Annotated in this window: 30 protein-coding genes; 19 read left to right on the forward strand and 11 right to left on the reverse strand. The window is 62.9% G+C overall.

Annotated elements, in window-relative coordinates:
* Positions 1 to 3: 3 nt before the first annotated feature.
* Together C7A17_RS06450 and ureC are read left to right on the forward strand one after the other, a co-directional pair.
* The gene (locus tag C7A17_RS06450) at positions 4 to 309 is read left to right on the forward strand and encodes an urease subunit beta (protein ID WP_106737244.1); all 306 of its coding nucleotides are present in this window, start codon (positions 4 to 6) and stop codon (positions 307 to 309) included.
* Positions 310 to 386: 77 nt separating this feature from the next.
* Positions 387 to 2,087 (forward strand): urease subunit alpha, encoded by a 1,701-nt coding sequence (gene ureC, locus C7A17_RS06455; RefSeq protein ID WP_106737245.1) that lies wholly within the window; start codon positions 387 to 389, stop codon positions 2,085 to 2,087.
* 116 nt (positions 2,088 to 2,203) lie between these two features.
* Here the strand turns inward: ureC and C7A17_RS06460 are convergent, their stop codons facing one another.
* The 7 genes from C7A17_RS06460 to C7A17_RS06490 all read right to left on the reverse strand — a co-directional run bounded on the left by C7A17_RS06460 (position 2,204) and on the right by C7A17_RS06490 (position 7,712).
* Positions 2,204 to 2,647, reverse strand: coding sequence for a hemerythrin domain-containing protein (locus C7A17_RS06460; RefSeq protein ID WP_106737246.1), 444 nt, complete (start codon positions 2,645 to 2,647; stop codon positions 2,204 to 2,206).
* A 75-nt stretch (positions 2,648 to 2,722) separates the two neighbouring features.
* Complete coding sequence (locus C7A17_RS06465; protein WP_106737247.1) at positions 2,723 to 2,989, reverse strand: DksA/TraR family C4-type zinc finger protein; 267 nt, start codon at positions 2,987 to 2,989, stop codon at positions 2,723 to 2,725.
* Positions 2,990 to 3,065: 76 nt separating this feature from the next.
* The gene (locus tag C7A17_RS06470) at positions 3,066 to 3,938 is read right to left on the reverse strand and encodes an isocitrate lyase/PEP mutase family protein (protein WP_106737248.1); all 873 of its coding nucleotides are present in this window, start codon (positions 3,936 to 3,938) and stop codon (positions 3,066 to 3,068) included.
* A 127-nt stretch (positions 3,939 to 4,065) separates the two neighbouring features.
* Positions 4,066 to 5,067 (reverse strand): type II secretion system F family protein, encoded by a 1,002-nt coding sequence (locus C7A17_RS06475; protein ID WP_106737249.1) that lies wholly within the window; start codon positions 5,065 to 5,067, stop codon positions 4,066 to 4,068.
* Positions 5,068 to 5,122: 55 nt separating this feature from the next.
* Positions 5,123 to 5,881, reverse strand: coding sequence for a substrate-binding periplasmic protein (locus tag C7A17_RS06480; RefSeq protein WP_106737250.1), 759 nt, complete (start codon positions 5,879 to 5,881; stop codon positions 5,123 to 5,125).
* Between the two features lie 54 nt (positions 5,882 to 5,935).
* The gene (locus C7A17_RS06485) at positions 5,936 to 6,700 is read right to left on the reverse strand and encodes a substrate-binding periplasmic protein (RefSeq protein WP_394337069.1); all 765 of its coding nucleotides are present in this window, start codon (positions 6,698 to 6,700) and stop codon (positions 5,936 to 5,938) included.
* Between the two features lie 88 nt (positions 6,701 to 6,788).
* Positions 6,789 to 7,712 carry a substrate-binding domain-containing protein gene (locus tag C7A17_RS06490; protein WP_106737252.1) on the reverse strand — a complete coding sequence of 308 codons (924 nt, stop codon included), beginning with the start codon at positions 7,710 to 7,712 and terminating at the stop codon, positions 6,789 to 6,791.
* A 166-nt stretch (positions 7,713 to 7,878) separates the two neighbouring features.
* Here C7A17_RS06490 and C7A17_RS06495 point away from each other — a divergent pair, with 166 nt between their 5' ends.
* From C7A17_RS06495 to C7A17_RS06520, 6 genes are all read left to right on the forward strand, one after another.
* Positions 7,879 to 8,604: a VC0807 family protein gene (locus C7A17_RS06495; RefSeq protein WP_106737253.1), complete on the forward strand. Its 726-nt coding sequence runs from the start codon at positions 7,879 to 7,881 to the stop codon at positions 8,602 to 8,604.
* Positions 8,605 to 8,616: 12 nt separating this feature from the next.
* Positions 8,617 to 9,054 carry a YqaA family protein gene (locus C7A17_RS06500; RefSeq protein ID WP_106737254.1) on the forward strand — a complete coding sequence of 146 codons (438 nt, stop codon included), beginning with the start codon at positions 8,617 to 8,619 and terminating at the stop codon, positions 9,052 to 9,054.
* A gap of 232 nt (positions 9,055 to 9,286) precedes the next feature.
* Complete coding sequence (locus C7A17_RS06505; RefSeq protein ID WP_106737255.1) at positions 9,287 to 10,264, forward strand: lysylphosphatidylglycerol synthase transmembrane domain-containing protein; 978 nt, start codon at positions 9,287 to 9,289, stop codon at positions 10,262 to 10,264.
* A 147-nt stretch (positions 10,265 to 10,411) separates the two neighbouring features.
* Entirely contained in the window at positions 10,412 to 11,677 is a 1,266-nt protein-coding gene (locus C7A17_RS06510) for an Hsp70 family protein (protein ID WP_106737256.1), read from the forward strand.
* A gap of 202 nt (positions 11,678 to 11,879) precedes the next feature.
* Positions 11,880 to 12,413 carry a hypothetical protein gene (locus C7A17_RS06515; RefSeq protein WP_106737257.1) on the forward strand — a complete coding sequence of 178 codons (534 nt, stop codon included), beginning with the start codon at positions 11,880 to 11,882 and terminating at the stop codon, positions 12,411 to 12,413.
* A 43-nt stretch (positions 12,414 to 12,456) separates the two neighbouring features.
* On the forward strand, positions 12,457 to 12,843 hold the full coding sequence (locus tag C7A17_RS06520) for a bleomycin resistance protein (RefSeq protein ID WP_234035893.1): 387 nt from the start codon (positions 12,457 to 12,459) through the stop codon (positions 12,841 to 12,843).
* A gap of 37 nt (positions 12,844 to 12,880) precedes the next feature.
* Here the strand turns inward: C7A17_RS06520 and C7A17_RS06525 are convergent, their stop codons facing one another.
* Positions 12,881 to 13,780 (reverse strand): AEC family transporter, encoded by a 900-nt coding sequence (locus tag C7A17_RS06525; RefSeq protein ID WP_106737259.1) that lies wholly within the window; start codon positions 13,778 to 13,780, stop codon positions 12,881 to 12,883.
* Between the two features lie 276 nt (positions 13,781 to 14,056).
* Between C7A17_RS06525 and C7A17_RS06530 the strand changes: the two genes are divergently transcribed.
* Positions 14,057 to 14,698, forward strand: coding sequence for a DUF4148 domain-containing protein (locus C7A17_RS06530; protein ID WP_106737260.1), 642 nt, complete (start codon positions 14,057 to 14,059; stop codon positions 14,696 to 14,698).
* Positions 14,699 to 14,748: 50 nt separating this feature from the next.
* Here C7A17_RS06530 and C7A17_RS06535 read toward each other — a convergent pair whose 3' ends face one another.
* Together C7A17_RS06535 and C7A17_RS06540 are read right to left on the reverse strand one after the other, a co-directional pair.
* Positions 14,749 to 15,825, reverse strand: coding sequence for a fatty acid desaturase family protein (locus tag C7A17_RS06535; protein ID WP_106737261.1), 1,077 nt, complete (start codon positions 15,823 to 15,825; stop codon positions 14,749 to 14,751).
* The gene (locus tag C7A17_RS06540) at positions 15,822 to 16,910 is read right to left on the reverse strand and encodes a ferredoxin reductase (protein WP_106737262.1); all 1,089 of its coding nucleotides are present in this window, start codon (positions 16,908 to 16,910) and stop codon (positions 15,822 to 15,824) included. Before C7A17_RS06540 ends, C7A17_RS06535 begins: the two co-directional genes overlap by 4 nt.
* Before the next feature lie 145 nt (positions 16,911 to 17,055).
* Between C7A17_RS06540 and C7A17_RS06545 the strand changes: the two genes are divergently transcribed.
* From C7A17_RS06545 to C7A17_RS06570, 6 genes are all read left to right on the forward strand, one after another.
* The gene (locus C7A17_RS06545) at positions 17,056 to 17,691 is read left to right on the forward strand and encodes a TetR family transcriptional regulator (RefSeq protein WP_106737263.1); all 636 of its coding nucleotides are present in this window, start codon (positions 17,056 to 17,058) and stop codon (positions 17,689 to 17,691) included.
* A 163-nt stretch (positions 17,692 to 17,854) separates the two neighbouring features.
* Positions 17,855 to 18,355: an urease accessory protein UreE gene (gene ureE / locus C7A17_RS06550; protein WP_106737264.1), complete on the forward strand. Its 501-nt coding sequence runs from the start codon at positions 17,855 to 17,857 to the stop codon at positions 18,353 to 18,355.
* A gap of 37 nt (positions 18,356 to 18,392) precedes the next feature.
* Positions 18,393 to 19,067, forward strand: coding sequence for an urease accessory protein UreF (locus C7A17_RS06555; protein ID WP_106737265.1), 675 nt, complete (start codon positions 18,393 to 18,395; stop codon positions 19,065 to 19,067).
* Positions 19,068 to 19,081: 14 nt separating this feature from the next.
* Positions 19,082 to 19,696, forward strand: coding sequence for an urease accessory protein UreG (gene ureG, locus C7A17_RS06560; RefSeq protein WP_013713893.1), 615 nt, complete (start codon positions 19,082 to 19,084; stop codon positions 19,694 to 19,696).
* A gap of 20 nt (positions 19,697 to 19,716) precedes the next feature.
* Entirely contained in the window at positions 19,717 to 20,289 is a 573-nt protein-coding gene (locus C7A17_RS06565; protein ID WP_106737266.1) for a HupE/UreJ family protein, read from the forward strand.
* 197 nt (positions 20,290 to 20,486) lie between these two features.
* A complete protein-coding gene (locus C7A17_RS06570) occupies positions 20,487 to 21,401 on the forward strand; it encodes a glycerophosphodiester phosphodiesterase (RefSeq protein ID WP_106737267.1) in 915 nt (304 codons plus the stop codon).
* A 49-nt stretch (positions 21,402 to 21,450) separates the two neighbouring features.
* Here C7A17_RS06570 and C7A17_RS26720 read toward each other — a convergent pair whose 3' ends face one another.
* Positions 21,451 to 21,675 (reverse strand): hypothetical protein, encoded by a 225-nt coding sequence (locus tag C7A17_RS26720; RefSeq protein ID WP_158704643.1) that lies wholly within the window; start codon positions 21,673 to 21,675, stop codon positions 21,451 to 21,453.
* A 240-nt stretch (positions 21,676 to 21,915) separates the two neighbouring features.
* Between C7A17_RS26720 and C7A17_RS06575 the strand changes: the two genes are divergently transcribed.
* From C7A17_RS06575 to azu, 4 genes are all read left to right on the forward strand, one after another.
* The gene (locus C7A17_RS06575) at positions 21,916 to 22,530 is read left to right on the forward strand and encodes a LysE family transporter (RefSeq protein WP_106737268.1); all 615 of its coding nucleotides are present in this window, start codon (positions 21,916 to 21,918) and stop codon (positions 22,528 to 22,530) included.
* Between the two features lie 236 nt (positions 22,531 to 22,766).
* A complete protein-coding gene (locus C7A17_RS06580) occupies positions 22,767 to 23,354 on the forward strand; it encodes an LOG family protein (RefSeq protein ID WP_106737269.1) in 588 nt (195 codons plus the stop codon).
* Between the two features lie 65 nt (positions 23,355 to 23,419).
* Positions 23,420 to 24,346 (forward strand): DUF808 domain-containing protein, encoded by a 927-nt coding sequence (locus C7A17_RS06585; protein WP_106737270.1) that lies wholly within the window; start codon positions 23,420 to 23,422, stop codon positions 24,344 to 24,346.
* A 390-nt stretch (positions 24,347 to 24,736) separates the two neighbouring features.
* The gene (gene azu / locus C7A17_RS06590) at positions 24,737 to 25,186 is read left to right on the forward strand and encodes an azurin (protein ID WP_106742776.1); all 450 of its coding nucleotides are present in this window, start codon (positions 24,737 to 24,739) and stop codon (positions 25,184 to 25,186) included.
* Positions 25,187 to 25,215 lie beyond the last annotated feature (29 nt).

Consider the following 25,215-nt stretch of genomic DNA (forward strand, 5'->3'; position numbering starts at 1 on the left):
CCCATGATTCCCGGCGAATACCAGATTGCCGACGGCGAGATCGAGCTCAATGCCGGTCGCCGTACCCTGACCCTTTCCGTGGCCAACAGCGGCGACCGACCGATTCAGGTCGGCTCGCACTACCACTTCTTCGAAACCAATGACGCCCTGCTGTTCGACCGCGCCAGCACCCGTGGCATGCGCCTGAATATCCCGGCCGGCACCGCCGTGCGTTTCGAGCCGGGGCAGAGCCGTGAGGTCGAACTGGTCGATCTGGCCGGCGCACGCCGCGTATTCGGCTTCGCCGGCCGGGTGATGGGCGATCTATAGCCCGTAGGGTGCGCCGTGCGCACCAGCAACGACAGAGATAGCAACGGTGCGCACAGCGCACCCTACGAGGACTTCCAATGAAGATTTCCCGCCAAGCCTACGCCGACATGTTCGGCCCCACCGTCGGCGACAAGGTGCGCCTGGCCGATACCGACCTGTGGATCGAAGTCGAAAAGGACTTCACCACCTACGGCGAAGAAGTGAAATTCGGCGGCGGCAAGGTGATCCGCGACGGCATGGGCCAGGGCCAACTGTGCGCCGCCGACGTGGTCGACACGCTGATCACCAACGCGCTGATCATCGACCACTGGGGCATCGTCAAGGCTGACGTCGGCCTCAAGGACGGTCGTATCGCCGCCATCGGCAAGGCCGGCAACCCGGATATCCAGCCGGACGTGACCATCGCCATCGGCGCGGGCACCGAGGTGATCGCCGGTGAAGGCATGATCCTCACCGCGGGCGGCATCGACACCCACATCCACTTCATCTGCCCGCAGCAGATCGAAGAAGCGTTGATGAGCGGCGTCACCACCATGATCGGCGGCGGCACCGGCCCGGCCACCGGCACCAACGCCACCACCTGCACCTCCGGGCCGTGGCACATGGCGCGCATGCTCCAGGCCGCCGACGCCTTCCCGATGAACCTGGGCTTCACCGGCAAGGGCAACGCCTCGCTGCCGGAGCCGTTGATCGAGCAGGTCAAGGCCGGCGCCATCGGCCTGAAGCTGCACGAGGACTGGGGCACCACCCCGGCGGCCATCGACAACTGCCTGTCGGTCGCCGATGAATACGACGTGCAGGTGGCGATCCACACCGACACGCTGAACGAGTCCGGCTTTGTCGAGACCACCCTCGGCGCGTTCAAGGGCCGCACCATCCACACCTATCACACCGAGGGTGCTGGCGGCGGCCACGCCCCGGACATCATCAAGGCCTGCGGCTTCCCCAATGTGCTGCCGTCCTCGACCAACCCGACACGCCCGTTCACCCGCAATACCATCGACGAGCATCTGGACATGCTCATGGTCTGCCACCACCTCGACCCGAGCATCGCTGAGGACGTGGCCTTTGCCGAGAGCCGCATCCGCCGCGAAACGATTGCGGCTGAGGACATCCTCCACGACCTCGGCGCATTCTCCATGATCAGTTCCGACAGCCAGGCCATGGGCCGTGTCGGCGAGGTCATCACACGCACCTGGCAGACCGCCGACAAGATGAAGAAGCAGCGCGGCGCCCTGCCCGAGGACGCCCCCGGCAACGACAACTTCCGCGCCAAGCGCTACATCGCCAAATACACCATCAACCCGGCCATCACCCACGGCATCAGCCATGAAGTGGGCTCCATCGAAGTGGGCAAGTGGGCCGATCTGGTGTTGTGGCGCCCGGCTTTCTTCGGCGTCAAGCCGACGCTGATCCTAAAAGGCGGGGCGATTGCCGCCAGCCTGATGGGCGACGCCAACGCCTCGATCCCAACGCCGCAACCGGTGCACTACCGGCCGATGTTCGCCAGCTACGCCGGCAGCCGTCATGCCACCAGCATCACCTTTATCAGCCAGGCGGCGTTCGACGCAGGCGTGCCCGAGCAGCTTGGGCTGAAGAAGAAGATCGGTGTGGTCAAAGGCTGCCGCGAGGTGCAGAAGACCGACCTGATCCACAACGGCTACCTGCCGGATATCGAGGTCGACCCGCAGAACTACCAGGTCAAGGCCGACGGCCAGCTGCTCTGGTGCGAGCCGGCCGAAGTGCTGCCGATGGCGCAGCGGTATTTCCTGTTCTGAAATGACTGGCTGAGACAACAATGGCCGGTTTCACCCGCCCTACGGGAAGGCGATTGCTCGCCTGCGCAAACCTGTAGGGCGGGTGAAAAACGCCATTACCATTCAGGCTAGCTCATTCAGGAGGCCTGCTTCATCTCGTCGTAGGCACTCAGGTAATCACCGGCCAAGCGCTCTTTCTGCTTGTCGCTGAGCAGCTTCCCGGCCATCTGAAAGAAGGTGCGCTCCTCTTCCTTGAGATGATGCTCGACCTTCTCCGCCAGCGCTTTGGCTTGCGCCAGCCAGCTCGGACTGCTGGGGTCGGTCTCCTCCAGATCTTCGATCATTTCGTCCATCTCGTGATGCTCGGCAATTGCATGGCGCGACAGGTCGACACCTGCGTCCTGCTGCATCAGGGTGATGTAGAAATGCCGCTCTTCGGCCACCGAATGCACGGCCAGCTCCTGCTTGAGCTGAGAGAACAAGGCGTGGCGCTCGGCACTGTCGCCACGGGTGGCGACCAGTTTCTGCGCCAGGTCGCGCTGGATGTCGTGGCTGATGCGTAGGGCTTCGAAAATCGTCATGCAGGCACCTCTTCCTGAGTCACGGTCGTAGTAGCACTAGACCGTCAGTTCATGGATAGGTGCCCCGCTGGCGGATCAACGCAATTGGCTGTCCTTGCTACCGCGACGGTTGTATCCGGTGAAAGCAGCATTCTCCCGGTCGTGCTCGGCCTGACAGTTGACGCACAGGCGCACGCCGGGAATGGCCTGGCGACGCGCCTCGGGAATGACAGCATCGCACTCCTCGCAGTGACGCAGGCTCTCACCTTTCGGCAACTGGCTACGAGCACGCGCGACGGCGTCCTCGATGCTGCTGTCGATCTGCTCCTGTACCGCGTCGTCGTTCGCCCAACCGCTGGCCATGCTCAACCTCCTCGCACTCACCGGACAGATATGCGCCCGGGGAATGCGAAGTGCAAGTGCTGCCCGTCGAGGGAGGCTATTCGCGGACTTCCATGAACTCCTTGGCCCAGAGAATGTAATCCTCGGGCATGGTGTACTTGTGGGTCAGCTCGGTGGCATTGAGGTCGCACGGCTGAGCGCCGCGCTGCTCGCGCAGGCAGTCGTAGGTGGCCTTGATCGCAGCGAAATAGGCGGCATGACCGTTGACCACGATACGCACGCCCAGGCGCGCCAGGCGCTCGTTGTCGCGCAGCTCCGGGTTACCGTAGGTGACCAGCATCAGCGGCACCTTGAGGCCTTCGGCGATCTGCTCCAGGTGGGCGAAGTCCTTGACCCCGACCAGGCAGATGCCATCGGCACCAGCAGCCTCGTAGGCACGGGTGCGGCGGATCACTTCATCCACCTCAAGCACGCCGGCATGGGTACGGGCGATGATCGCCAGATCCGGATCGACGCGTGCTTCCAGCGCAGCGAGGATCTTGCCGACGCCTTCCTCGATGGAGATCAGGTCGGTGGACTTGCGGCCGAATTGTGCTGGCAGCAACGTATCTTCGATGGTCAGTGCGGCGACGCCGGCGCGTTCCAGCTCGACCACGGTGCGCATCACGTTGAGCGCGTTGCCGTAGCCGTGGTCGGCATCGGCGATCACCGGCAGACGCGCCACGCGGCCAATGCGCGCGGCCTGCTCGACGAACTCGCTCAGGGTGATCAGGGCGAAATCAGGCGCACCGAGCACCTGCAGGGAAGCGACGGAGCCCCCGAGGATGCCGACCTCGAAGTCGAGATCGGCAGCGATGCGGGCCGACATCGGGTCGAAAACCGAAGCGGTGTGATAACAGCGGTTGGAAGCCAGCAGAGCACGAAAGGCACTGCGCAACTCATGATGGGATGCACGTTGAAGGATGGGCATGGGGCGTATTCCAAAGTCAGTTGAATCGCTTTTTTCTCTTTTTAGTAATGGCGTAGACGTGGCGAATCCTAGCGCAAGGCACTTGCGCCCAGCTTTCAGCTCATCGACGTGATCGATGACCAGCAAATTATCGGCCAGCCAGCCCCTCGGGCAGCATGGGAAAGAACCCAGCCCCTGTGAGCAGGCTATGCGCCATCCACCCGGCTACCGCCAGGTAGAATAGGCGCGGCAGCCAGGTCGCCAGCAGTTGCTGGCTCGCGGCCAGCTGCTGCGCCTGTATCCGGGCGAAACGTAGCAGCGCCTCTCCTGGTCGGCCGGTCGCCTCACCGGTATTGAGAACCGCGACGAGCATGGCTTTCCCCGGCAGAGGCAGGGCATCGAAGGCACGCGTCAGTGACTGTCCGGCGGCGACCCGCGGCGCCAGATTGGCGAAATCCCGCCGCAGACGAGGGTTGCTCAAGGTACTGCAAGCGCGCGGCAACGCATCGAGCACCGGCATGCCCGCCTCCAGCAACAACCCCAGACTGTCGCAGAAATTGCGCAGATCCGCACGGCGCTGCAGGCTGCCGAGTAGCGGCAGGGACAGCAGCAGATCATCGATCCACCCTGGTTCGGCACCCCGCCGCAACTGCCAGCGACGCCACAGACCACGGGTAGCGACATACACGATCAGCAGGCAGAACAACGGCAGCAGCACAGCAGCCAGGTATCCACCCAACCCAAGCGCACCACCGACCAGCGCCGGGAGCGGTTCGACCATCAGCGCCAGAATCAGCACGCCAGCCGGCATCAGCAAGCGCGCCTTGAGTTCACTGGTTTGCCGTGCTTGGACAGCGTATCGCTGCGCCAATTGCTCGTGTATGAGTGCCAGGTTTCCGGCCTCCTGGCCTGCGCGCAGCAGGGCGGTTTCCAGTGGCGTGAATACGCCACTCAACTGGCCAGAACTCGCCAGGTCACGCCCCGCTGCCACCGACTGCCGCAAGCGCCTGAGTGCCTGCTCGTGACGAGCCCCCAACTGAATACTGGCCAATGCCTGCTCCACCGGCACACCTGCCCGCTCCATCACGCACAGGTGCTCGAAGAAGCGGGCGCGGCTGGCAAGATCGAGTGAGGGTGGCGTGCGAGGCATGGAGGAAATTCGACGAGGAGGAAGGTCACAGGTTAGCGATCAGCAGGATCACTCGCTACGGCTGCAGCGGCGGCAATTCGGCTTGCGGTAGCCAGCGCTGGAGAATGGCAGCCAGGCTGCCGTCCTCGTGTATCTGCCGTAACGCCTGTTGCCAGCGCGCGACCCGCTCGGCCGAAGTGGGCAGCGAGAAGGCGATGTAATAGGCCGAACGCATGAACGGCAAGTGCGCGGTGACATCGGCGGGCCTCAATCCGACACTGGCCAACTCGCCGGCCAGCGTCAGATCTTCGGTGGCAATCAGTTGCACCCGACCATGCTTGAGCATGGTCATCATCTGCTTGGAGCTGGGCACACCGTAGAGATTGTCGAATCCATGGGCGCCAAGAATCTCGAAGGTATACCACTGTTTGGGCAGCGCCAGCGGCCCGGTGGCAGCTGCCTGCGCCATGCTATCGATACTCAGACCGTGAGATTTCAGCGAGTAGAAGCTGGTAGTGCCAACCACGATGGGCCCCACCCATTGGAATTTTCCTTCACGCTCCGGCGTACGCACGGTGGAAAACAAAGCCGTGTCGGCCTGCTGTTGAACCAGATGCATTGCGCGCGTCCAGGGCAGCAACTCGATACTGGCGCTGTCACCGGTTCGCGCCAGCAGGGCTCTGACGACCTCCACCGACAGACCGCTCAGTTCACCATCGCGCATGAAACTCATGGGCGGTGCTGCTTCGGTGAACAGGCGCAACTCGGCCAGCACCGGCGGACACAGCGCGACCAGCCAGCAGGACAACAACGAGCACAGCACCTGATGCTTCATCCACCCCCTCCCATCAGTGCAGACTAGCAAGCACGTAGGCGATCCGCAGGCCGCTCAATCGACATTGAGCAAATCAGCAATGGTCTGCTCGTCGGCAGTCGGAAACCAGTACCGATAAAGTCGCTCCAGGCTGCCGTCCTGACGCATCTGCTGCAATGCCTGCTGCCAGCGCGCCACGCGCTCGGGGTCGGTCTGGGGGGAGAAGGCGATATAGGAATCACTGGGCATCAGGTCGAACTGCTCCTGCAGCTGCTCGGCGCGCATGCCCTGTTCCGCCAGCATGCCGTCAAGCATCAGGGTGTCGGCGAGCAGCAGCTTGACCCGGCCATGGCGGAACATGCGCAGCATGTCCTGCGGAGTCGGTACACCATAGAGATTGTCCAGCCCCTGCTCGGCCAGCAACTCGTAGCTGTACCACTGCTTGGGCACCGCCAGAACCCCGACCTGCCGCAGCTCCTCCAGACTGCCGATGCTGACAGCAGAATCCTTGAGGCTATAGAAACGCGTCTGACCGCGTGTAATCGGCCCGACCCACTGGAACAAAGCCTCGCGCGGTGGCGTGCGCACGGTAGCGAACAGTGCCGTATCGGCTTGCTGGCGCACCTGATGATAGCCACGCGTCCAGGGCACCATTTCAATACGTGCGGACTCGCCCGTACGCCGGATCAGCTCGTCGACCACTGCCACAGCCATGCCGCCCGGCTTGCCCTCTTCGAAGTAGCTCAATGGTCGGTAGTCTTCGGTATACAGGCGCAACTCGCTGGCGCACAGGGTCATGCTCAGGCTGCAAAGCAGCCACAGAACACCGGCCCAGCACATCCTGATCATCGCTCGCCACCGTCTACAGCGCACCCTACAGCCCATTCAGGACGCCCACGGCAGTGATCATAAATGGCTGACTCGTCCATCACCAAGACCGCTCTGGCACGGCGTGCCCTGCCTGATCCGTGCCTTGCAACACCTTCGGCTCCAACAGCAATTCAAAACGCGAGGCCGCGGGCTCACCGCGCAAGGCCCTGTAGGCCAGGCGCACCGCCTGTTCACCCATGGCCTGTGGTTGCTGCAGCAACAGAGCCTGAATCTGCCCCTCCTGCAGCGCTTCGAATAACAGGTCACCGCCATCGAAGCCGACAAATTTCAGTTGTCCAGCCTTGCCCAGTTGGCGCAAGGCTGCCAGCGTAGCGCGGGTGCTGGTGCCGTTGGGGCTGAACAGACCATCGAGCTGCGATAGCCGCTCACCGAGAGCATCGGCAATGCTCTGCCGGTCATCGCCCAGGTAGGCATCCAATACCACCTGCAAACCAGCAGCCTCTGCCGCCATGAGAAATCCACGCTCGCGCTCTTGCGTCGAGTGCAGATTCTGCCGCAGACGCAACAAGGCGACCCGGCCCTGACCACCCAGCAGTTCTGCCAACTGCATTGCGGCCAGTTGCCCGGCGAGGAAGTTGTCGGTAGCCACCAGGGCGTAGGCCCCTTCACCGCCGATATCACGGTCAACGTAAACCGTGGCGATACCCTGCTCGCGCAACGCGGCGACTCGCCCCGCAATAGCCTCACCGGCTGGCGCGATGACCAGCGCCTTGCAACCACGCGCGACGACCCGCTCGATCAGTTGCAACTGAACCTCGACGCTACCCTCCTGGCTGGGGCCACGGGTGTATAGATCCAACTCGAGCGTTTCCACAGCCCGGCGCGCACCAGCCTCCAGTTCAGTCCAGAACGCCGAAGCGCCAGCCGGCACCAGGCCGACACAGTCACGCGCCCAGCCCGGCACTGGTGTCAGTGCAGCCACGCCCAACAGCAGGCAGAAAAAGGAGATGACTCTTGGCATGCTGAACTCCCACTCCACGCCATCACTTTAGCATCACCCCACAAGGCCATGGCGCCTGTCGCCAAGCTGTCGACTCATACTTTTTCACACTCGACGCCGACGGTCGGACTAGCTCTGGCGCGCCAGGCAGGCGATCATCTGGCCTCCTACGCAGACTCCAGCCGCTATGACCGCCACTACAGACAGCCGTACCCCGACGCACAAGCCCCGCCCTCTGATCGATCTGGCCATCAGCATCCTGATTCCCTCCTTCATCCTGATGAAGCTCAGTGGCGAGCACCGCCTGGGGGCCGACGGCGCGCTGATCCTGGCACTGGCCTTCCCCCTGGCCTGGGGCGCGTTCGAATTGATCAAGTACCGCAAGTTCAACTTCATCGCACTGCTCGGCCTGATCAGCGTCGCGCTGACCGGCGGTATCGGTCTGCTCAAACTCGATACCCAGTGGCTGGCCGTCAAGGAAGCACTGATCCCCGGCCTGATCGGCATCGCCGTGCTGGTCTCGACTCGAACCCGTTATCCGCTGATTCGTACTTTGCTGTTCAACAAATCGGTGCTCAATGTCGACAAGATTCACGAACGTCTGGAACAGGGCGGCCATGTCGAGCACTTCGAAACACGGCTGATGCGCGCCACCTACTGGCTCAGCGGCACCTTCTTCTTCTCCTCGTTCATGAACTACGTGCTGGCCAAATGGATCGTGATCAGCCCGGCCGGCACCGAGGCCTTCAACGACGAACTCGGGCGCATGACCTTGCTCAGTTATCCGATGATCGCCATTCCGTCGATGATCATGCTGATGACCATCTTCTACTACCTGTGGAAAACCATTAACGGCCTGACCGGACTCAGCCTGGAAGAGATCATGGCCAATCCCCAGGAACGCCAGTCCTGACCGACTGACCCCATGCTGGCCACCTCCGCCTACCTGGGCCTGTTCCTTTCCGCGTTCTTCGCCGCCACCCTGCTGCCCCTGCAATCGGAGGCCGTGCTGGTGGCGCTGCTGCTCGGCGGCGCTCATGCCACCTGGACGCTGCTCACGGTCGCCACCGCCGGCAACGTACTGGGCTCCTGGGTCAATTGGCTGCTCGGGCGCTCCCTCGAACACTATCGTCAGCGTCGTTGGTTTCCTGTCAGCGACGCACGCCTGCAACAGGCGCAGGCCTGGTATGCCCGCTATGGCCGCTGGTCACTGCTGCTAAGCTGGATGCCAGTGATCGGCGATCCGCTGACCCTTGTGGCCGGCGTGATGCGCGAACCCCTATGGCGCTTTCTGCTGATCGTCACCCTGGCCAAGGCCGGACGCTATGCCGTACTGGCCGCAATCACACTGGCCTGGGTGTGAATCCTCGCTCGCGGATATCCACACCCCCTGCGAGGACATACTCGGTAACGCCGCAAATGCGCATAGCGGTTGAGCATCTGCCGCGCCTCCGTGATACTGCGCAGCGCGCTGAGCGGGCATGACACGTCCGCGCGCCCGCATAACCGGCCCACAAAGCCGATGAACAGTAGCCTCGATAGGGGCGTACGGCCCGTCTTCACCGCCTCATGGGCCTATCGAGTGAGGAGTTGCAGTGTCCGTTGTTGAAGCCAAACCCAAACTGAAACGCAGCGATCTGATCTGGTCGCTGATTGGTCTTGGCGCCGTAGTGCTGTCCTGCTTCCTGCTCTACCGCGAATTGCGCAACATCTCCCTCGACGAGATTGCTGACAGCCTGCGCGCGATCAGCCACACCAATTGGTTGCTGGCAGCCAGCGCCACGCTCGGTGCCTATTGGGCACTGGCCTGGTACGACCGCATCGCCGTCGCCCACCTGGGCCGAAAGATTTCCTGGCGCTTCATCACCCTCTGTTCCTTTACCACCTACGCCCTGGCCCACAATATCGGCGCCTCGGTATTTTCCGGTGCTGTGGTGCGCTATCGGGCCTATCGCACCAAAGGACTGACACCGCAGGAAATCGGTATCCTGATCGTGTTCTGCTCCTTCACTTTCGCACTTGGCACCATCTTCGCCAGTGGTTGCGTACTGATCGCCCAACCCGACCTGATCCACCGCGTGATCGACGTCACACCGCTGATTTCCATGATCATCGGTTCGACCCTGCTGACACTGGTCGCCCTCTACGTACTCGGCTCCTGGCGCCAGTTCAAACCCTGGACACTGGGCAAGCTGCACGTTGAATACCCACGCCTGCCCATCGTTGGCCGCCAGTTGCTGGCAGGCCCGCTGGAGCTGCTGTGCGCTGCGGCGATCATCTATTTCGCCCTGCCGGCCGATAATCATCCGGGCTACCTGGTGGTGCTCGGCGTGTTCCTCGCCTCCTTCTCCCTGGCTCTGCTGTCACATGCGCCAGGAGGTCTTGGCGTACTGGAAGTGACCTTCCTCGCCGCCCTGCCGGAAATTCCCGCAGCCGACGTACTCGCCGCACTGATCGTGTTCCGCGTCTTCTACCTGTTGCTGCCCTTCGCCCTGTCGTTGCTGGTGGTACTGGGCTTTGAGTGGTCGCAGTGGAAACAGAAGCGCGAAGAGAACATCGACCTACCATCCTGATCCTGCGCGAAAGAGCGGCGCAAACCGTCGCTCTGACATAGAATACGCGGCCGTTTTTGCCGGCCGCCTGTAACGGGCCGTCACCTTCCGGGTCGTCGCGATGCGACGTCGTCATTTTTCCCGGTAATTTTTCTGGCGGCCTGCACCATGTCCTTTTCCACTCCCGCCCGCGCCTGCGGCATCGACTTCGGTACCTCCAACTCCACCGTTGGCTGGTTGCGCCCCGGCGAGGACAGTCTGCTGGTACTCGAAGACGGCAAGATCACCCTGCCCTCGGTGATCTTCTTCAATACCGAAGAGCGCCGCCCGGTCTATGGTCGTCTGGCCCTGCACGAGTATCTGGAAGGCTACGAAGGCCGCCTGATGCGCTCGCTGAAAAGCCTGCTGGGCTCCAAGCTACTGAAGAGCGAGACCACCGTGCTGGGCAGCGCCCTGCCGTTCAAGGATCTGCTCGGTTTCTTCATCGGCGAGTTGAAGAAGCGCGCCGAGGCCCAGGCCGAACGGCCCTTCGAGGAAGTGGTACTGGGCCGCCCGGTATTCTTCGTCGATGATGACCCGGTGGCCGATCAGGAGGCGCAGAACACCCTGGTGGCCGTCGCACACAAGCTTGGTTTCAAGGACGTATCGTTCCAGTACGAACCCATCGCCGCGGCCTTCGACTACGAGTCGGGGCTGGATCGCGAGGAGCTGGTGCTGATCGTCGACATCGGCGGCGGTACCTCGGACTTCTCCCTGGTGCGCCTGGCGCCTGAGCGCCATCACTTGGCCGAGCGCCAGGGCGATATTCTCGCCACCGGCGGCGTACACATCGGCGGTACCGACTTCGACAAGCAGTTGTCGCTGGCAGGAGTGATGCCGCTGTTCGGCTACGGCAGCCGGATGAAGAGCGACGCCTTCATGCCCACCAGCTACCACCTCAACCTGGCTACCTGGCACACCATCAACGCGCTCTACGCGCAGAAGACCCAGCTCGCCCTGCAGAACATGCGTTACGACATCGTCGACGCCACCGGCATCGACCGCCTGTTCGGTTTGATCGAACAGCGCGCCGGGCATTGGCTGGCGATGCAGGTGGAAGAAAGCAAGATCGCCCTCAGTGAACAGGACGCACGCCCGATTGATCTGTCGCGCGTCGAACCGGGCCTGGTCGCCGAGCTGACCCGCCCCCTGTTCGAGAACGCCATCGAGCCACTGCTGGAACGCATCCGCGCCAGCCTGAATCAGCTACTGGCCGATGCCGGTATCAGTGCCGACCAGGTCGACACCCTGTTCTTCACCGGCGGGTCCAGCGGCGTACCCGCGCTGCGCCAGAGCGTGGCGGCCATGCTGCCGAATGCCCGCAGCGTGGAAGGCAACACCTTCGGCAGTATTGGCAGCGGTCTGGCCATCGAAGCCAAGAAGCGCTACGGCTGATGTATTCTTTCGTCGTTCCCGCGCAGGCGGGAACCCAAAACGATAACAACACTGGACTCCCGCCTGTGCGGGAGTGACGGTGAATGATTGTTCAGAGCGCAGGGTGCGCCATGCGCACCGATTACCGATGCTCTGGTGCGCACAGCGCACCCTACCCAGGCGATAATATTCTTGCCCCAAGTCCATCCCGAGGAACCACCCGATGAAAGCCCAGCTGGAAGAACTGATCGCCAAGATAAGCTCCGGCTGCCTGCCCGAGGACGAAATCGCGCGCATCGCTGACGAGGCCGCGCAGGCTTATGCCGATCCGACCGCCTTCCTGGCTGCCAACCCGGATATCAACTACGACGACGACTTCCCCATTCCTCTGGGCGAATGGGTGGTCATCGGCAGCCTGCCGGAAACCGTGCTGTTCCAGGCCGACAGCTATGAAGAGCTGTTCCAGCACATCACCGAGTCCTTCGGCCCACAGGTGCAGTTCGTGCTCAAGCCCAAGCAGTTGGCCAAGACCGAACCACTCAAGGCACTCAATCGCATCCAGGTACAGCTCTCGGCGCTGTCACCGGAAACCGGCGGCTATGTACTGGTGGATCTAAGCGAGCCGCTGGATGACGAGCTGCAAGCCGTATTGGTGTATGCCAACGACCTGCAACGGGTGATGGAACTGGCGGTCGAGGTGGGTATCTACGCCGCACCGTCGCTCGAAGCGCTGAAAGCAGCTGAGGCTGACGAGTAAAGCCATGTCCCGGCCCTTGCCTGCATTGACCCCGGAGTTACTGGTGCACAACCTGTCCACCAGCCTTGGTTTCTATTGCGACTTGCTGGGCTTCAAGGTTCTGTTCGAGCGTGTAGAGCAGGGGTTCGTCGCGATTGGCCTGGGAGAGGCGGCGCTCATGCTGGAGCAGATTGCCGACAACCTGGACAGCGATGATCCCTGGGTCGTCGGCCCACTCGATGCACCATTAGGCAGGGGCATCAATCTGCAAATAACCGTGGATGACATTGAACGGCTGCACCAGCGGCTGCTGCAGTCAGACCAGCGCCCGAGGCTGCCGCTGGAAGACGTGTCCTACCAGGCAGGGGCCCAACTGCTGAAAGTGCGCCAGTTCATGCTGCAGGATCCGGATGGTTATCTGCTGCGCTTCAGCCAGATCATCTCAGACTGATCCCTCTCCCCCGTTCAGGGTCGCAAAGCGCGGGCCTTCAGAGGCCCATCCCCGTCATCCACAACGGCAGCGTCAGCGCCGACAACAGGGTCGACAGCGATATCGCGGCGCTGACGCTGCGGTTGTCCTCAGCCGTGCGGCAGAACGCCATGACATTGACTCCGCTGGGGCAGGCTGCCAGCAGCACCAGCACCGTACGCGCGGAGTCGTTCAATCCTGGCAGCAGACCGCTCAACAGCCAGACCAAGCTCGGGAACAGCGCCAGCTTGGCGAAAGTCAGCCCCCAGGCCTCGGTCGTCGGACGCAGGCGATAGCGCGACAGACTCGCGCCGAGCACGATCAGTGCACAGGGCAAGGCCGCCTGTCCCAGCCAGGTGACCACACGCCAGAGACTGTCCGGCACCACCAGCCCAGAGATATTGAGCAGCGCGCCCAGTAGCAGGCCGATGATCATCGGGTTGGCCAGGTTCTTCAGCAATGCGCGGCCGTCGACGCGCTCCTGGCTGCCGAAGGCGGCATAGAAACTGTGCAGGGAGAACAGTGTCAGGCTGTGCAGCACCAGGATGGCAAAGACATAGACCAGCCCATCGGCCCCCATCAGGCTGGCAATCAGCGGGATGCCCACCAGCACGTTGTTGGAGAACGCCGCAACCAGCCCCAGCGGTGAAGCACTGCCTCGACGCCAATGGGCCAGCACGTTGACCAGAGTGAATACCAGCAGCACCGGCAGGTAGTAGGCCAACAGCAACATCGGCGAAAGGCCTTCGGCCAGCGAAGCCTTGGCGATGCCGGCGAACAGCAGCGTCGGCATGAACAGCTTGAAGGTGATATTGGCCAGCCCAGACGCCGACTCAGCCGTGAGCCACTGGCGCCAACCCAACAGGTAGCCAAGAACGATCAGAGCGAAAATCGGCAGAATTGCCTGTGCCGCGAGCATCGGTGAACCAGCCTCCGGTGTACTGCAAAAAGGGCACGAATCGATGACGCCCCAGCAAAAGTCGCCAAGCATACGCGCGCCCGAGCCCCTGCGCGACACCATGAGAACGCCCCGATGCGTGCTTGATGGCTCACCAGAAGCCACGTCCTAGAGCCCTCTAATCAAGTATTGAGGGCATCGATGTTCACTATCAGGTCAGTCAAGTTCTTATCTGCGGCCATGTCCTCAACAATTCATCCCGTAGCCACTTTCTGACTCCACACGGGAGACACCGACATGAAAACCAAACTGACCCTGACCGCCCTGGCCCTGAGCATCCTGACCACCAGCGCTTTTGCCCTGCCAAGCAGCGCACCGGCACCTCTGGCTGGTGAAGCCAAAGACAACAGCCAGCAATCCAGCATCCTTAGCACGGTTGCCGATGGTGGTTCCGACCGCGTTATCGAGCGCATGATCGAGCGCAACAACGCCAGCCTGGTTGCTGACGGTGGTTCTGATCGTGTCATCGATCGCATGATCGACCGTAACAAGAGCAACGTCGTCGCCGATGGCGGTTCCGACCGCGTCATCGAACGCATGATCGAGCGCAACAACGCCAGCCTGGTTGCTGACGGTGGTTCTGATCGCGTCATCGATCGCATGATCGACCGCAACAAGAGCAACGTCGTCGCTGATGGCGGTTCCGACCGCGTTATCGAACGCATGATCGAGCGCAACAACGCCAGCCTGGTTGCTGACGGTGGTTCTGATCGCGTCATCGAGCGCATGATCGAACGCAACAACGCCAGCCTCGTTGCTGACGGTGGTTCTGATCGTGTCATCGAACACATGATCGAGCGCAACAACGCCAACCTCGTTGCTGACGGCGGTTCTGACCGTGTCATCGATCGCATGATCGAGCGTAACAAAGTGGTCTGAAGCCAGACCCATCTCCAAAGCCCAGCACGAGCTGGGCTTTTTCATTTCTGTTACCCAGCAACCGGCAAACGATAGATCCAGACCCGCCGCAGCACCGTCCAGAACTGACCCCGTAATGTCCCGCAGTTGTAGTGCTGGCCATAACGCTCGGCAATCAGACGTACCTCGCGCGCCAACTCGGCATAACGCCGCGCCGGCAGATCCGGGAACAGGTGATGCTCGATCTGATGGCTGAGGTTGCCGGTGAGAACATGCAGCAGCGGCCCGCCGGAGAGGTTGCTCGAGCCGCGCAACTGGCGCAGGTACCAGTGCCCACGCGTTTCCCCTTCGAGAATTTCGGGCGCAAACACCGCCGCCTTTTCGGTGAAATGCCCGCAGAAGATCACCAGAAACGTCCACAGGTTACGCAGCAGGTTAGCCACCAGATTACCTGTCAGCACGGCCAGAGCATTGGCACCGAGTAGCAGGGCGAGCAACGGAAATACCAGATAATCCTTCACCCATTGCCGCGCCAGTTTGGCGCCGAACTGACGCACCAGTGGCCGCACTTCTTCCTTGCTGATACGCCCCTTGACCAGCTTGTCCAGACGCAGATGCTGGATCGCCACGGCGTACTGGAACAGCAGTGCCTGGATCGTTACCCACAGTGGCTGCCAGCGATAGAAGGGTTTCCAGCGCTGTTCCGGGAACAAACGCACCACGCCATAGCCGACGTCGTCATCCATACCCAGCACATTGGTGTAGGTGTGATGGATGTGGTTGTGGGTGTGCCGCCAGAAATCGGCCGGCCCAACGATGTCCCACTCATACTGGCGCCCGGTGAATTCCGGGTCGTTCATCCAGTCGTACTGGCCATGCATCACGTTATGGCCCAGCTCCATGTTCTCGAGAATCTTGCCCAGGCCTAGCAGCAAGGTGCCGAGCAGCCAGGTTGGCGGGAACCAGCCCAGCATCAACAGCGCACGGCCACTCCAGCAGCACAGCCGCACAACACCTCGCACTCGGCGGATGTAGCGGGCATCGGCCTCGCCCAGATTGGCCAGAGTGCGCTGGCGCAGCGTGTCCAGTTCCCTACCGAATGCGTCGAGCTCGGCGGCATTCAACTCACGATCAGGACGGGTATTCACAGGTCGATCTCCACATCCCCATGCGGGGCGCTGACGCACAGACGAATGGGCTGCTCAGGCTCGGCAAACAACGCGCCGCTGCGCAGATCGCGCACGGTGCCCGCCAGCAACGTGCAGGTGCAGCTGGCGCAAATGCCCTGCCGACAACCATGCGCAGGGCGCAGGCCGTTGGCCTCGGCCTGCTCCAGCAGACTCAAGGCGCTGTTGCCCGATACCTGCTGGCGGCTGCGAGCGAAGCCAAGACGAACCTCACCGCCCTCCTCGACAGGCACCGCACGCAGGGGGGTGAAACTTTCCAGTTGCAGGCTGCCGTCCCGCTCGCCCGCCAACCACCACTGCCGCAACTGCTCGACGAAACCCTGAGGGCCACAGCCCAGCAGATGAGCACCCGGCAGTTGCGCCAGGCCCGTCGCGCTGAGCCGTTCACCGCCCTCTCCACTCAATGCCCAGCGCAGTTGCAGATTGGGATGACGTTCAGCCAGCGTCTGCAACTCCTCGACATAGGCACGCTGGGCGCGATAACGCACCTGATGCAGCAACATCACCGGCGCACTGAAACCACGCGCCAGGGCATCGCGGAGTAGGCCAAGCAGCGGCGTAATGCCGCTACCGGCGGCGACCAGCAACACCGGCCGGGCATCGCTCGGCCACTGCAACTCGCCAAAGGCCGCCGCCAACTCCAGCACCTGGCCCACCTCGAGCCGATCGAGCAAGGTATTGGACATACGGCCGCCGGGATGGCGCTTGATCGCCAGCTCGATACAACCATCGTGCCTCACCGCAGTCAGGCTGTAACTGCGCCCATGCCTTACACCATCCAGCTCCAGATAGAGCTGCACATGCTGTCCGGCGCGCCAGCCACGGGCATTGCCATTGCAGCGCAGGGTCAGCGCCAGCATGTCTTCGGCGACCCAGCGCCGCGCCTCGACATGCGCCAATATCCGGTTCAGGCGCAATACCGGATGAATGAGCCGCAGGAAGAAATCGACATCGCCCTCGCGCAGCCAGCCATTTCTGCACAGATAGCGCAAAGGCTGCAGCAAAGCGTCTAGACGCCGAGCAAGAGACAGAGGAAGCAAGGCCATCGCCAATCTCCAGTGAACAAGTGTTCACAATGCTCGCAGGCACCCGACACTCAGTCAACACTTGTTCACTGAAATACATGCTGCGGTTCGACGCTCTCTGCCCGCATTTGCTAGAGTGCGCCTTCACTCAATGACCCGATTTCGCATGACACCACGCTCCGAACAGAAGCAGCAGACCCGCCAGGCCCTGATGGACGCCGCGCTCACCCTGATGGAGAGTGGACGCGGCTTCGGCAGCCTGAGCCTGCGTGAAGTGACGCGCGTCGCCGGCATCGTGCCGACCGGCTTCTATCGCCACTTCGCCGACATGGACGAACTGGGCCTGGCACTGGTGGCGGAAGTCGGCGAGACCTTCCGCGCGGCGATTCGCCAGGTGCGCCGCCACGAGTTCGAGATGCGCGGCATGATCGACGCCTCGGTGCGCATCTTCCTGGCCGAGGTCGCCGCCAACCACGGCCAGTTTCTGTTCCTCGCCCGCGAGCAGTACGGCGGTTCACAACCCGTACGCCAGGCCATCGCAGCTCTGCGCGAGCGCATCACCAGCGATCTGACCGCCGACCTCAAGTTGATGAACCGCATGCCGCACCTCGATGATGCAGCGCTCGATGTGGTTTCGGATCTGGTGGTCAAGACCGTGTTCGCCACCCTGCCCGAACTGATCGACCCGCCCGCCGAATCCCTGCCCGCGCATCTCAGCGCCGAAGCCAAGATCATCCAGCAGTTGCGCTTCATCATGGTGGGTGGCAAGCATTGGCTGGGTCTGGGTAAGCCTCCCAGCTAAAGCGCACCACAATCGTGCATCACCAACAGAAACGCACCAAATAAATCCTGACCATCCCGCCAAGTTATCCACAGGCCGCCGAAATGCGCCGCGCTGCGGCACGCTTGCGCCTTGGCAAGCCACTTGCACTATTTCCGGGCATATTGCTCCGGAATAGATACGCATGCTGGTGATCCACTCCCGAATCGCGCCACAGGCCGCCTTCGATACCGAACTGGAACTGACCTTCGAGGCGCGCAGCAAAAGTCGCCTGCGCTGCTTCACCATCGATGGCGAGGAGGTCGGCCTGTTCCTCGAACGCGGTCAGGCCGCGTTGGCCGATGGCGAATGCCTGCAAGCCAAGGACGGCCGTGTCGTGCGCGTGCGCGCCAAGCCCGAACCCCTGTTGCACGTCACCTGCGCCAGCCCCTTCGAGCTGATGCGCGCTGCCTATCACTTGGGTAACCGCCACGTCGCCCTGCAGTTGGGCGACGGCTGGCTGCGCCTGCCCGACGACTACGTGCTCAAGGCCATGCTCGAACAACTCGGCGCCACGGTCGAAGCCGTCGAGGCCCCCTACCAGCCCGAGCAGGGCGCCTATGGCGGTGGTCATCACCACTCCCATCATGGCGACGAGGAATTCAACTACGGCCCGCGCCTGCACCAGTTCGGTGTGCGCAAGTGAGCCGAACCACGTCGACTGCACGCACCAAGGCCTGGGCATGAAACCGGCCTGGGCATTGCTGCGCCTGGCCAGCCCGCAGCTGCCCATTGGCGGCTACAGCTACTCGCAAGGCCTGGAGTGGGCCATCGACAGCGGCCTGGTGCATGACGAAAGCAGCGCCGAACGTTGGTTGGTCGATCAGTTGCAGCTGAACCTCGCCCGTTTCGAAGCACCGCTGCTGCTTGCGCATTGCCGTGCAGCGGACGAATGCGACTGGACACGCCTGCAGGAGCTTGCCGAACAACACCGCGCCAGCCGCGAGACACGCGAACTGGCGCTGGAAAGCCGGCAGATGGGCTATTCGCTCAGGCAACTGCTCGCAGGTCTGCCCGAACTGGACGAGGCGGCGCGTGAAGCACTTGCAGCCCAGGACGAACCTGGCCTGGCGCTGGCCTGGGCACTGGCCGCGCGTGCCTGGCAGATCACCCCGGACGACGCCCTCGCTGCCTGGCTCTGGGGCTGGCTGGAAAACCAGCTCGCGGTGCTGATGAAGGTGCTGCCGCTGGGCCAGCAAGCCGCCCAACGCCTGACCAGCCGGCTGCTGCCGCAGCTCGATGCGGCCCAGCGTCAGGCCGCCACCCTATCCCCCGAACACTGGGGCAGCGCCGCTTTCGGCCTGGCCCTGGCGAGCATGGCGCACGAGCGCCAGTACTCACGTCTCTTCCGCTCCTGACGAGGAACCTGAAAATGAACAGCCAACCCCTGCGTGTCGGCATCGGTGGCCCGGTCGGCTCCGGCAAGACCGCCCTGACCCTGGCCCTGTGCCGCGCCCTGCGCGAGCGCTACAACATCGCCGTGGTCACCAACGACATCTACACCCAGGAAGACGCCCAATTCCTGGTACGCAACGAGGCGCTGGAGCCCGAGCGCATCATCGGCGTGGAAACCGGTGGTTGCCCGCACACCGCCATCCGCGAAGACGCCTCGATCAACCTGGAAGCGGTGGAACAGCTCAACCGTCGTTTCCCCGGCCTCGACCTGATCATCGTCGAGTCCGGCGGTGACAACCTGTCCGCCACCTTCAGCCCCGAGCTGTCCGACCTGACCCTCTACGTGATCGACGTATCGGCCGGCGACAAACTGCCACGCAAGGGCGGCCCCGGTATCTGCAAATCCGACCTGCTGGTGATCAACAAGGTCGACCTGGCACCCATGGTCGGCGCCTCGCTGGAGGTCATGGAACGCGACACCCTGAAGATGCGCGGCGACAAGCCCTTCGTCTTCAGCAACCAGAAAGTCGGTCAGGGTCTCGACGAGATCATCGCCTTCATCGAACGCCAGGGCATGCTCACCGCGGCCTGATTCCCCTCAAGGAGACCTCTATGAATCTGCGCAAAACCCTCTACGCCATCGCTCTGTTCTGCACCCCGGCACTGGCCTTCGCCCACCCAGGACATGGCGATTCCGGGATCATGGCCGGCCTGGCCCACCCAGTGTTCGGCCTGGATCACCTGCTGGCGATGTTCGCCGTCGGCCTGTGGGCCGCGCAGCAGAGCGGTGCGGCGCGCTGGGCGCTGCCAGTGACCTTCGTCGGCACCATGCTGGTCGGTGGCCTTCTCGGCTTCGCCGGCGTGGAAATCCCGCTGATGGAAACCGGTATCGCCGGCTCGGTTCTGGCCTTCGGCCTGCTGGTGGCCGTGGCAGCGCGCCTGCCGATGACGGTGTCCATGGCGCTGACCGCCCTCTTCGCCCTTACCCATGGCGTCGCCCATGGCCTGGAGCTGCCAGATCTGGCCAGCCCCTTCGGTTACGCCGTCGGCTTCATCGTCGCCACCACGGCGCTGCACGCTATCGGCTTCGCCTTGGTGCGTTTCCTGCCGCAAGCGGCGGCGCCGCTGGTGCGTATCGCTGGTGCGGCCTCGGCAGCGACTGGCGTCTGGTTGCTGGCCAGCTGAAGACTCGCAGCCCATCGCGGCCGCCGTGGTGCGCGTAGCGCACCCTACCCCCGTAGGGTGCGCCATGCGCACCGCCCCCGACTCGCCCACCGCCAATACTGCGCTGGGCGCGTCGTGCCCTCCTCCTTCAGCCGCAATGCTTGCCAATGCATCTGTAGTGGGGCACAAAGTCCCGAACCGGTTTCGAGACTCTGCCCATGCTGCGCCTCACCCGATTTCTGATCGTTCCACTGTTGCTGATCGGCATCGTCGCACTGGTACTGGCGCTGACCAGCCGCCCAGCGAGCATGCCCGCGGTATTGAAGGATCTGGGCGAACGCCCTCTGGTGATCGCCCATCGCGGCGGCATGGGCCTGTGGCCCGAGAACACCCTGTTCGCCTTCGAACGGGCCGCCGCCCTCGGCGTCGACATGCTGGAAATGGATCTACACCTGAGCCAGGACGCCCGGCTGGTGGTGATTCACGATGACACGCTGGAACGCACGACCAACGGCCAGGGGCCGGTCGCGCACTTCAGCCTCGCCGAACTGCAAGCGCTCGACGCCGGCTACAAATGGACAGCTGATGGCGGCCAGAGCTATCCCTATCGTGGCCAGGGCACACGCATCGCTACGCTGGCAGAGGTGTTCGAGCGCTTTCCATTGATCCCCAAGGCGCTCGAAATCAAGGTGCCCGATGTCGGCATGGAGGCAGTGCTCTGCGAGATGCTGGCGGCCTACGACCAGCTCGACCGCGTCATCGTGGCCAGTTTTCATGAACGCAGCCTGCAGCGTTTTCGCCAACTCTGCCCAGAGGTCGCGACTGCTGGCGGGCCGGTTTCGGTGCGCCTGCTGTTGGCCCTCAACTGGCTGGGGCTGAGCGACCTGCTATCGCCGTCCTACCCCGTGCTGCAGATTCCGCAGCAGCATAGCGGCCTGAACCTGGCGACGCCTCGTCTGGTTCGCAATGCCCAGGCACGCGGCCTGCGGGTACACCTGTGGACGATCAACGAGCAACCCAGCATGCGTCAGCTGCTGGAGATGGGCGTCAATGGCCTGATCACCGATTATCCGGATCGCGCGCTGCAGTTGCTCGGGCGCTCCACCCAGCTCGGCGCCCTGACTGAAGAGTAGGCACACTGCGCGGCCAAAGCTGATCACGACGCCCCCCCAGCGGACACCATCACCAGGTTATCAACAGGATCATCAACAGATTCAGGGGATAATCTGCGCCCAGCGCTGCACTGCCAGAAAAAATACTGGACAAACGCGCGTCATCCACCACCTGCGCAGCGCCCCCAACGGCTTGATCAAAAAAACGCCAAACCGCTGAATCGCCTGATAATAAAGGGCTACAACGAGGCGTACAGAAGTTATCAACAGCATCACCCACAGCTACCGTGGACAAGCTGACGACTCATCAACAGCCCTGATAATTTCTGTCAACCCTTTGTGCATAAAGGAAAAACACCACTGCTCAAAACTTCACCAGAATGCTGAGAACGGCATCAATACGGCCCGGTAGACAGCCGCTACCAGCTTATCCACAACTATTCCCACAGGCTTCGTGGAAAACTTTATTTTCCAGGCTGGCATGTTGCCTGCTAAGCGAATTAGCCTTCTTTTCTCTGCCTAGTAAGGACGCTCCATGTTCAGCTTCTTCCTCGCCGCCATGCTGCTCGGCTTCGTGTTCAATGCCGCGCCCGGTGCCGTGTTCAGTGAAACCCTGCGCCGCGGTCTGCGTGACGGCTACAGACCTGCGCTGCTGGTGCAGATCGGTTCGCTGGTGGGCGACGCCACCTGGGCCGCACTCGGCCTCACCGGTCTGGCCCTGTTGCTCGACAGCGCGCAGATTCGCTATCCGCTGACGCTGGCCAGCGCCCTCTATCTGGCCTGGCTCGGCTATCAGTCACTGCGCGATGCCCATCGCCCGCCGCAACCCAGTGACGATGGGCAGGTCGCCGCCAGTAGTGCCTTCGCCGCCGGCGCGGCCTTGTCGCTGACCAACCCGCAGAACATCGTCTACTGGGCCGCCATGGGGGGTGCGATGGCCGCCATCGGCGTCGCTCAGCCAACGCCCATGCACCTGGCGGTGTTCTTCGCCGGCTTCATGGTGTCGTCGATACTCTGGTGCTTCATCTGCGCCGGCCTGGTGGACTGGTTCCGCCGCGCCGCTTCGCTACTCTGGCACCGCCTGACCTACGCTGCCTGTGGCGTGGTGCTGCTGGGTCTGGCCGGCATGAGTGCGATGGAGCTGGTCTGATCGCACTGGGGCTATCGCCATCATCGAAACAATCTAACGGCGCAGAGTCCGCAACGGGACTAGCCTGAACAGCATGTCCCTGCGTCAGGAAGCCGCGCCATGCACCTCAACGACCTGCTCAAGCAACTGCTCGCCAGCTACGCCTGTGCCACCTGCGGCATTGATACGCTGCACTGACACTTGGTGGCAGCGCAGCGGCTGGTTACCCTTGGCGCATTCAGCCAAGGAGTCCGTCCATGTCCCTGCGTAGCCTCTGCGTCTTCTGTGGTGCCAGCCCCGGTGCCAGTCCCATCTACCGCGAAGCTGCCGAAGCGCTGGGTCAGCACCTGGCCGAGCGCGGCATTCGCCTGATCTACGGCGGCGGCGCCGTCGGCCTGATGGGCGTGGTTGCCGACGCGGCGCTCAATGCCGGTGGCGAGGTAATCGGCATCATCCCGCAGAGTCTGGAGCGTGCCGAGATCGGCCACCGCGGCCTGACCTGCCTGGAAGTGGTGGACGGCATGCACGCGCGCAAGGCGCGCATGGCCGAACTGGCCGACGCCTTCATCGCCCTGCCCGGCGGCCTCGGCACCCTGGAAGAGCTGTTCGAGGTCTGGACCTGGGGCCAGCTCGGCTACCACGCCAAGCCGCTGGGCCTGCTGGAAGTGAACGGCTTCTACAGCAAACTCGGCGATTTCCTCGATCATCTGGTCACCGAGCGCTTCGTCCGCCCGCAACACCGCGAGATGTTGCAGATCGCAGGCAGCCCCCAGCACCTGCTCGATGCCCTGAGCGAATGGCGCCCCAGCGTAGCGCCGAAATGGGTGGATCGCTCGCCCGTCTGAGCCTGTACGCAGGGATGTAACACAATGCTACGCTCTGCGGCTTCTCTCCCCACGGAAGCCGCAACATGGCCGGAAGCAGCCTGCTCGCCCTGATAGACGATATCAGCACCGTACTCGACGACGTCGCCACCATGACCAAGATCGCCGCGCGCAAGACCGCTGGCGTCTTGGGTGACGACCTCGCGCTTAACGCCCAGCAGGTCACGGGCGTACGTGCCGACCGCGAACTGCCGGTGGTCTGGGCGGTGGCCAAGGGCTCGCTGCTCAACAAAGCGATCCTGGTTCCCGCCGCTCTGCTGATCAGCGCCATCGCGCCCTGGCTGGTCGTGCCGCTACTGATGCTCGGCGGCCTGTTCCTCTGCTACGAGGGCGCCGAAAAACTCGTGCACAAGCTGCTGCACCGCCATGAGGAAGACGACAAGCAAGCGCGTCTGCAGGCCATCGCCAACCCCGAGGTCGACCTGGTGGCATTCGAGCGCGATAAGATTCGCGGCGCCGTACGCACCGACTTCATCCTCTCGGCGGAAATCATCGCCATCACCCTCGGCACCGTCGCCGCCGCCAGTTTCCTCAATCAGGTGCTGGTGCTCAGTGGCATCGCCTTGGTGATGACCATTGGCGTCTATGGCCTGGTCGCCGGTATCGTCAAGCTGGACGACGCCGGGCTTTACCTCAGCCAGCGCACCAATGCCTTCGCCCAGGCTTGCGGTCGCGGCATCCTGCGCCTGGCGCCCTGGTTGATGAAGACCCTGTCGGTAGTCGGTACCGCCGCCATGTTCATGGTTGGCGGCGGCATCCTCAGCCATGGCCTGCCGCCAGTAGAGGCGGCCGTACACCACACCGCCGAGTGGGTAGCGCGCGATGCCGGGCAGTTGCTGTCGCTGCTGGTTCCCACGCTGCTCAATGCGCTGTTCGGCGTACTGGCAGGCTTGCTGACACTGCCGCTGGTCAGCCTGGGGCAGCGTATCTGGCAGGCCCTGCGCGGTAACTGATCATTTTTCAACCAGCACCTGGCGCCTCCCAAGGGGCGCCAGTCAGCGCGACTTTCCCCAACCTTGTCCACAGGCTCCTCCACAGCTTCTGGGGATAGCGCCAGAAGCCTGCATGCACCTTGATGAACCGTCGCTGGCCTAAGCGAAGCATTTCATTACAAAGGACTTTTTGTCTGACGTGAGGTGCGCCAAGCGCCCTGCGCGAAAGCTGACCAACCGCCCAGAAAGCCCGAAACCAGCGGCCTGATCGCAGCTTTTCAGACCTTGCGCACACACTTATCCACAGTTTCTCTGGATAACCACCGTGACCTTCGGTCGCACTCTACAGAGGCCGCGGCTGTGCCACTCTCGAAAAACCTGACCGACTCAATGGAATCTGGAGGAAACATGATGTTGCGTAACGTGGCACTGATGGCTCTGCTCGGACTGGCCAGCACACCTCTGCTGGCCGCCGAATGTTCGGTAGACGTCGAGTCGACGGATCAGATGACCTTCAACACCCAGGCCATCTCCGTAAGCAAGAGCTGCAAGACCTTCACCGTCAACCTCAAGCACACGGGCTCCCTGCCCAAGACGGCCATGGGCCATAACTGGGTGCTGAGCAAGACCGCCGACATGCCCGGTATCGCCACCGATGGCATCCCCGCCGGCCCCGATGCCAGCTACCTCAAGGCCGGCGACGAGCGTGTCGTCGCTCACACCGACCTGATCGGCGGCGGCGAGAGCACCTCGGTGACCTTCGACGTGAGCAAGCTGGCAGCGGGCGAGGATTACAGCTTCTTCTGCTCCTTCCCCGGCCACTACTCGATGATGAAAGGCAGCCTGAAACTGGCCGACTGACGCTCCAGCGCGGCCAAGTCCCAGCCATG

The sequence above is a fragment of the Pseudomonas mendocina genome (assembly GCF_003008615.1).
In the GTDB taxonomy this organism is placed as follows: domain Bacteria; phylum Pseudomonadota; class Gammaproteobacteria; order Pseudomonadales; family Pseudomonadaceae; genus Aquipseudomonas; species Aquipseudomonas mendocina_C.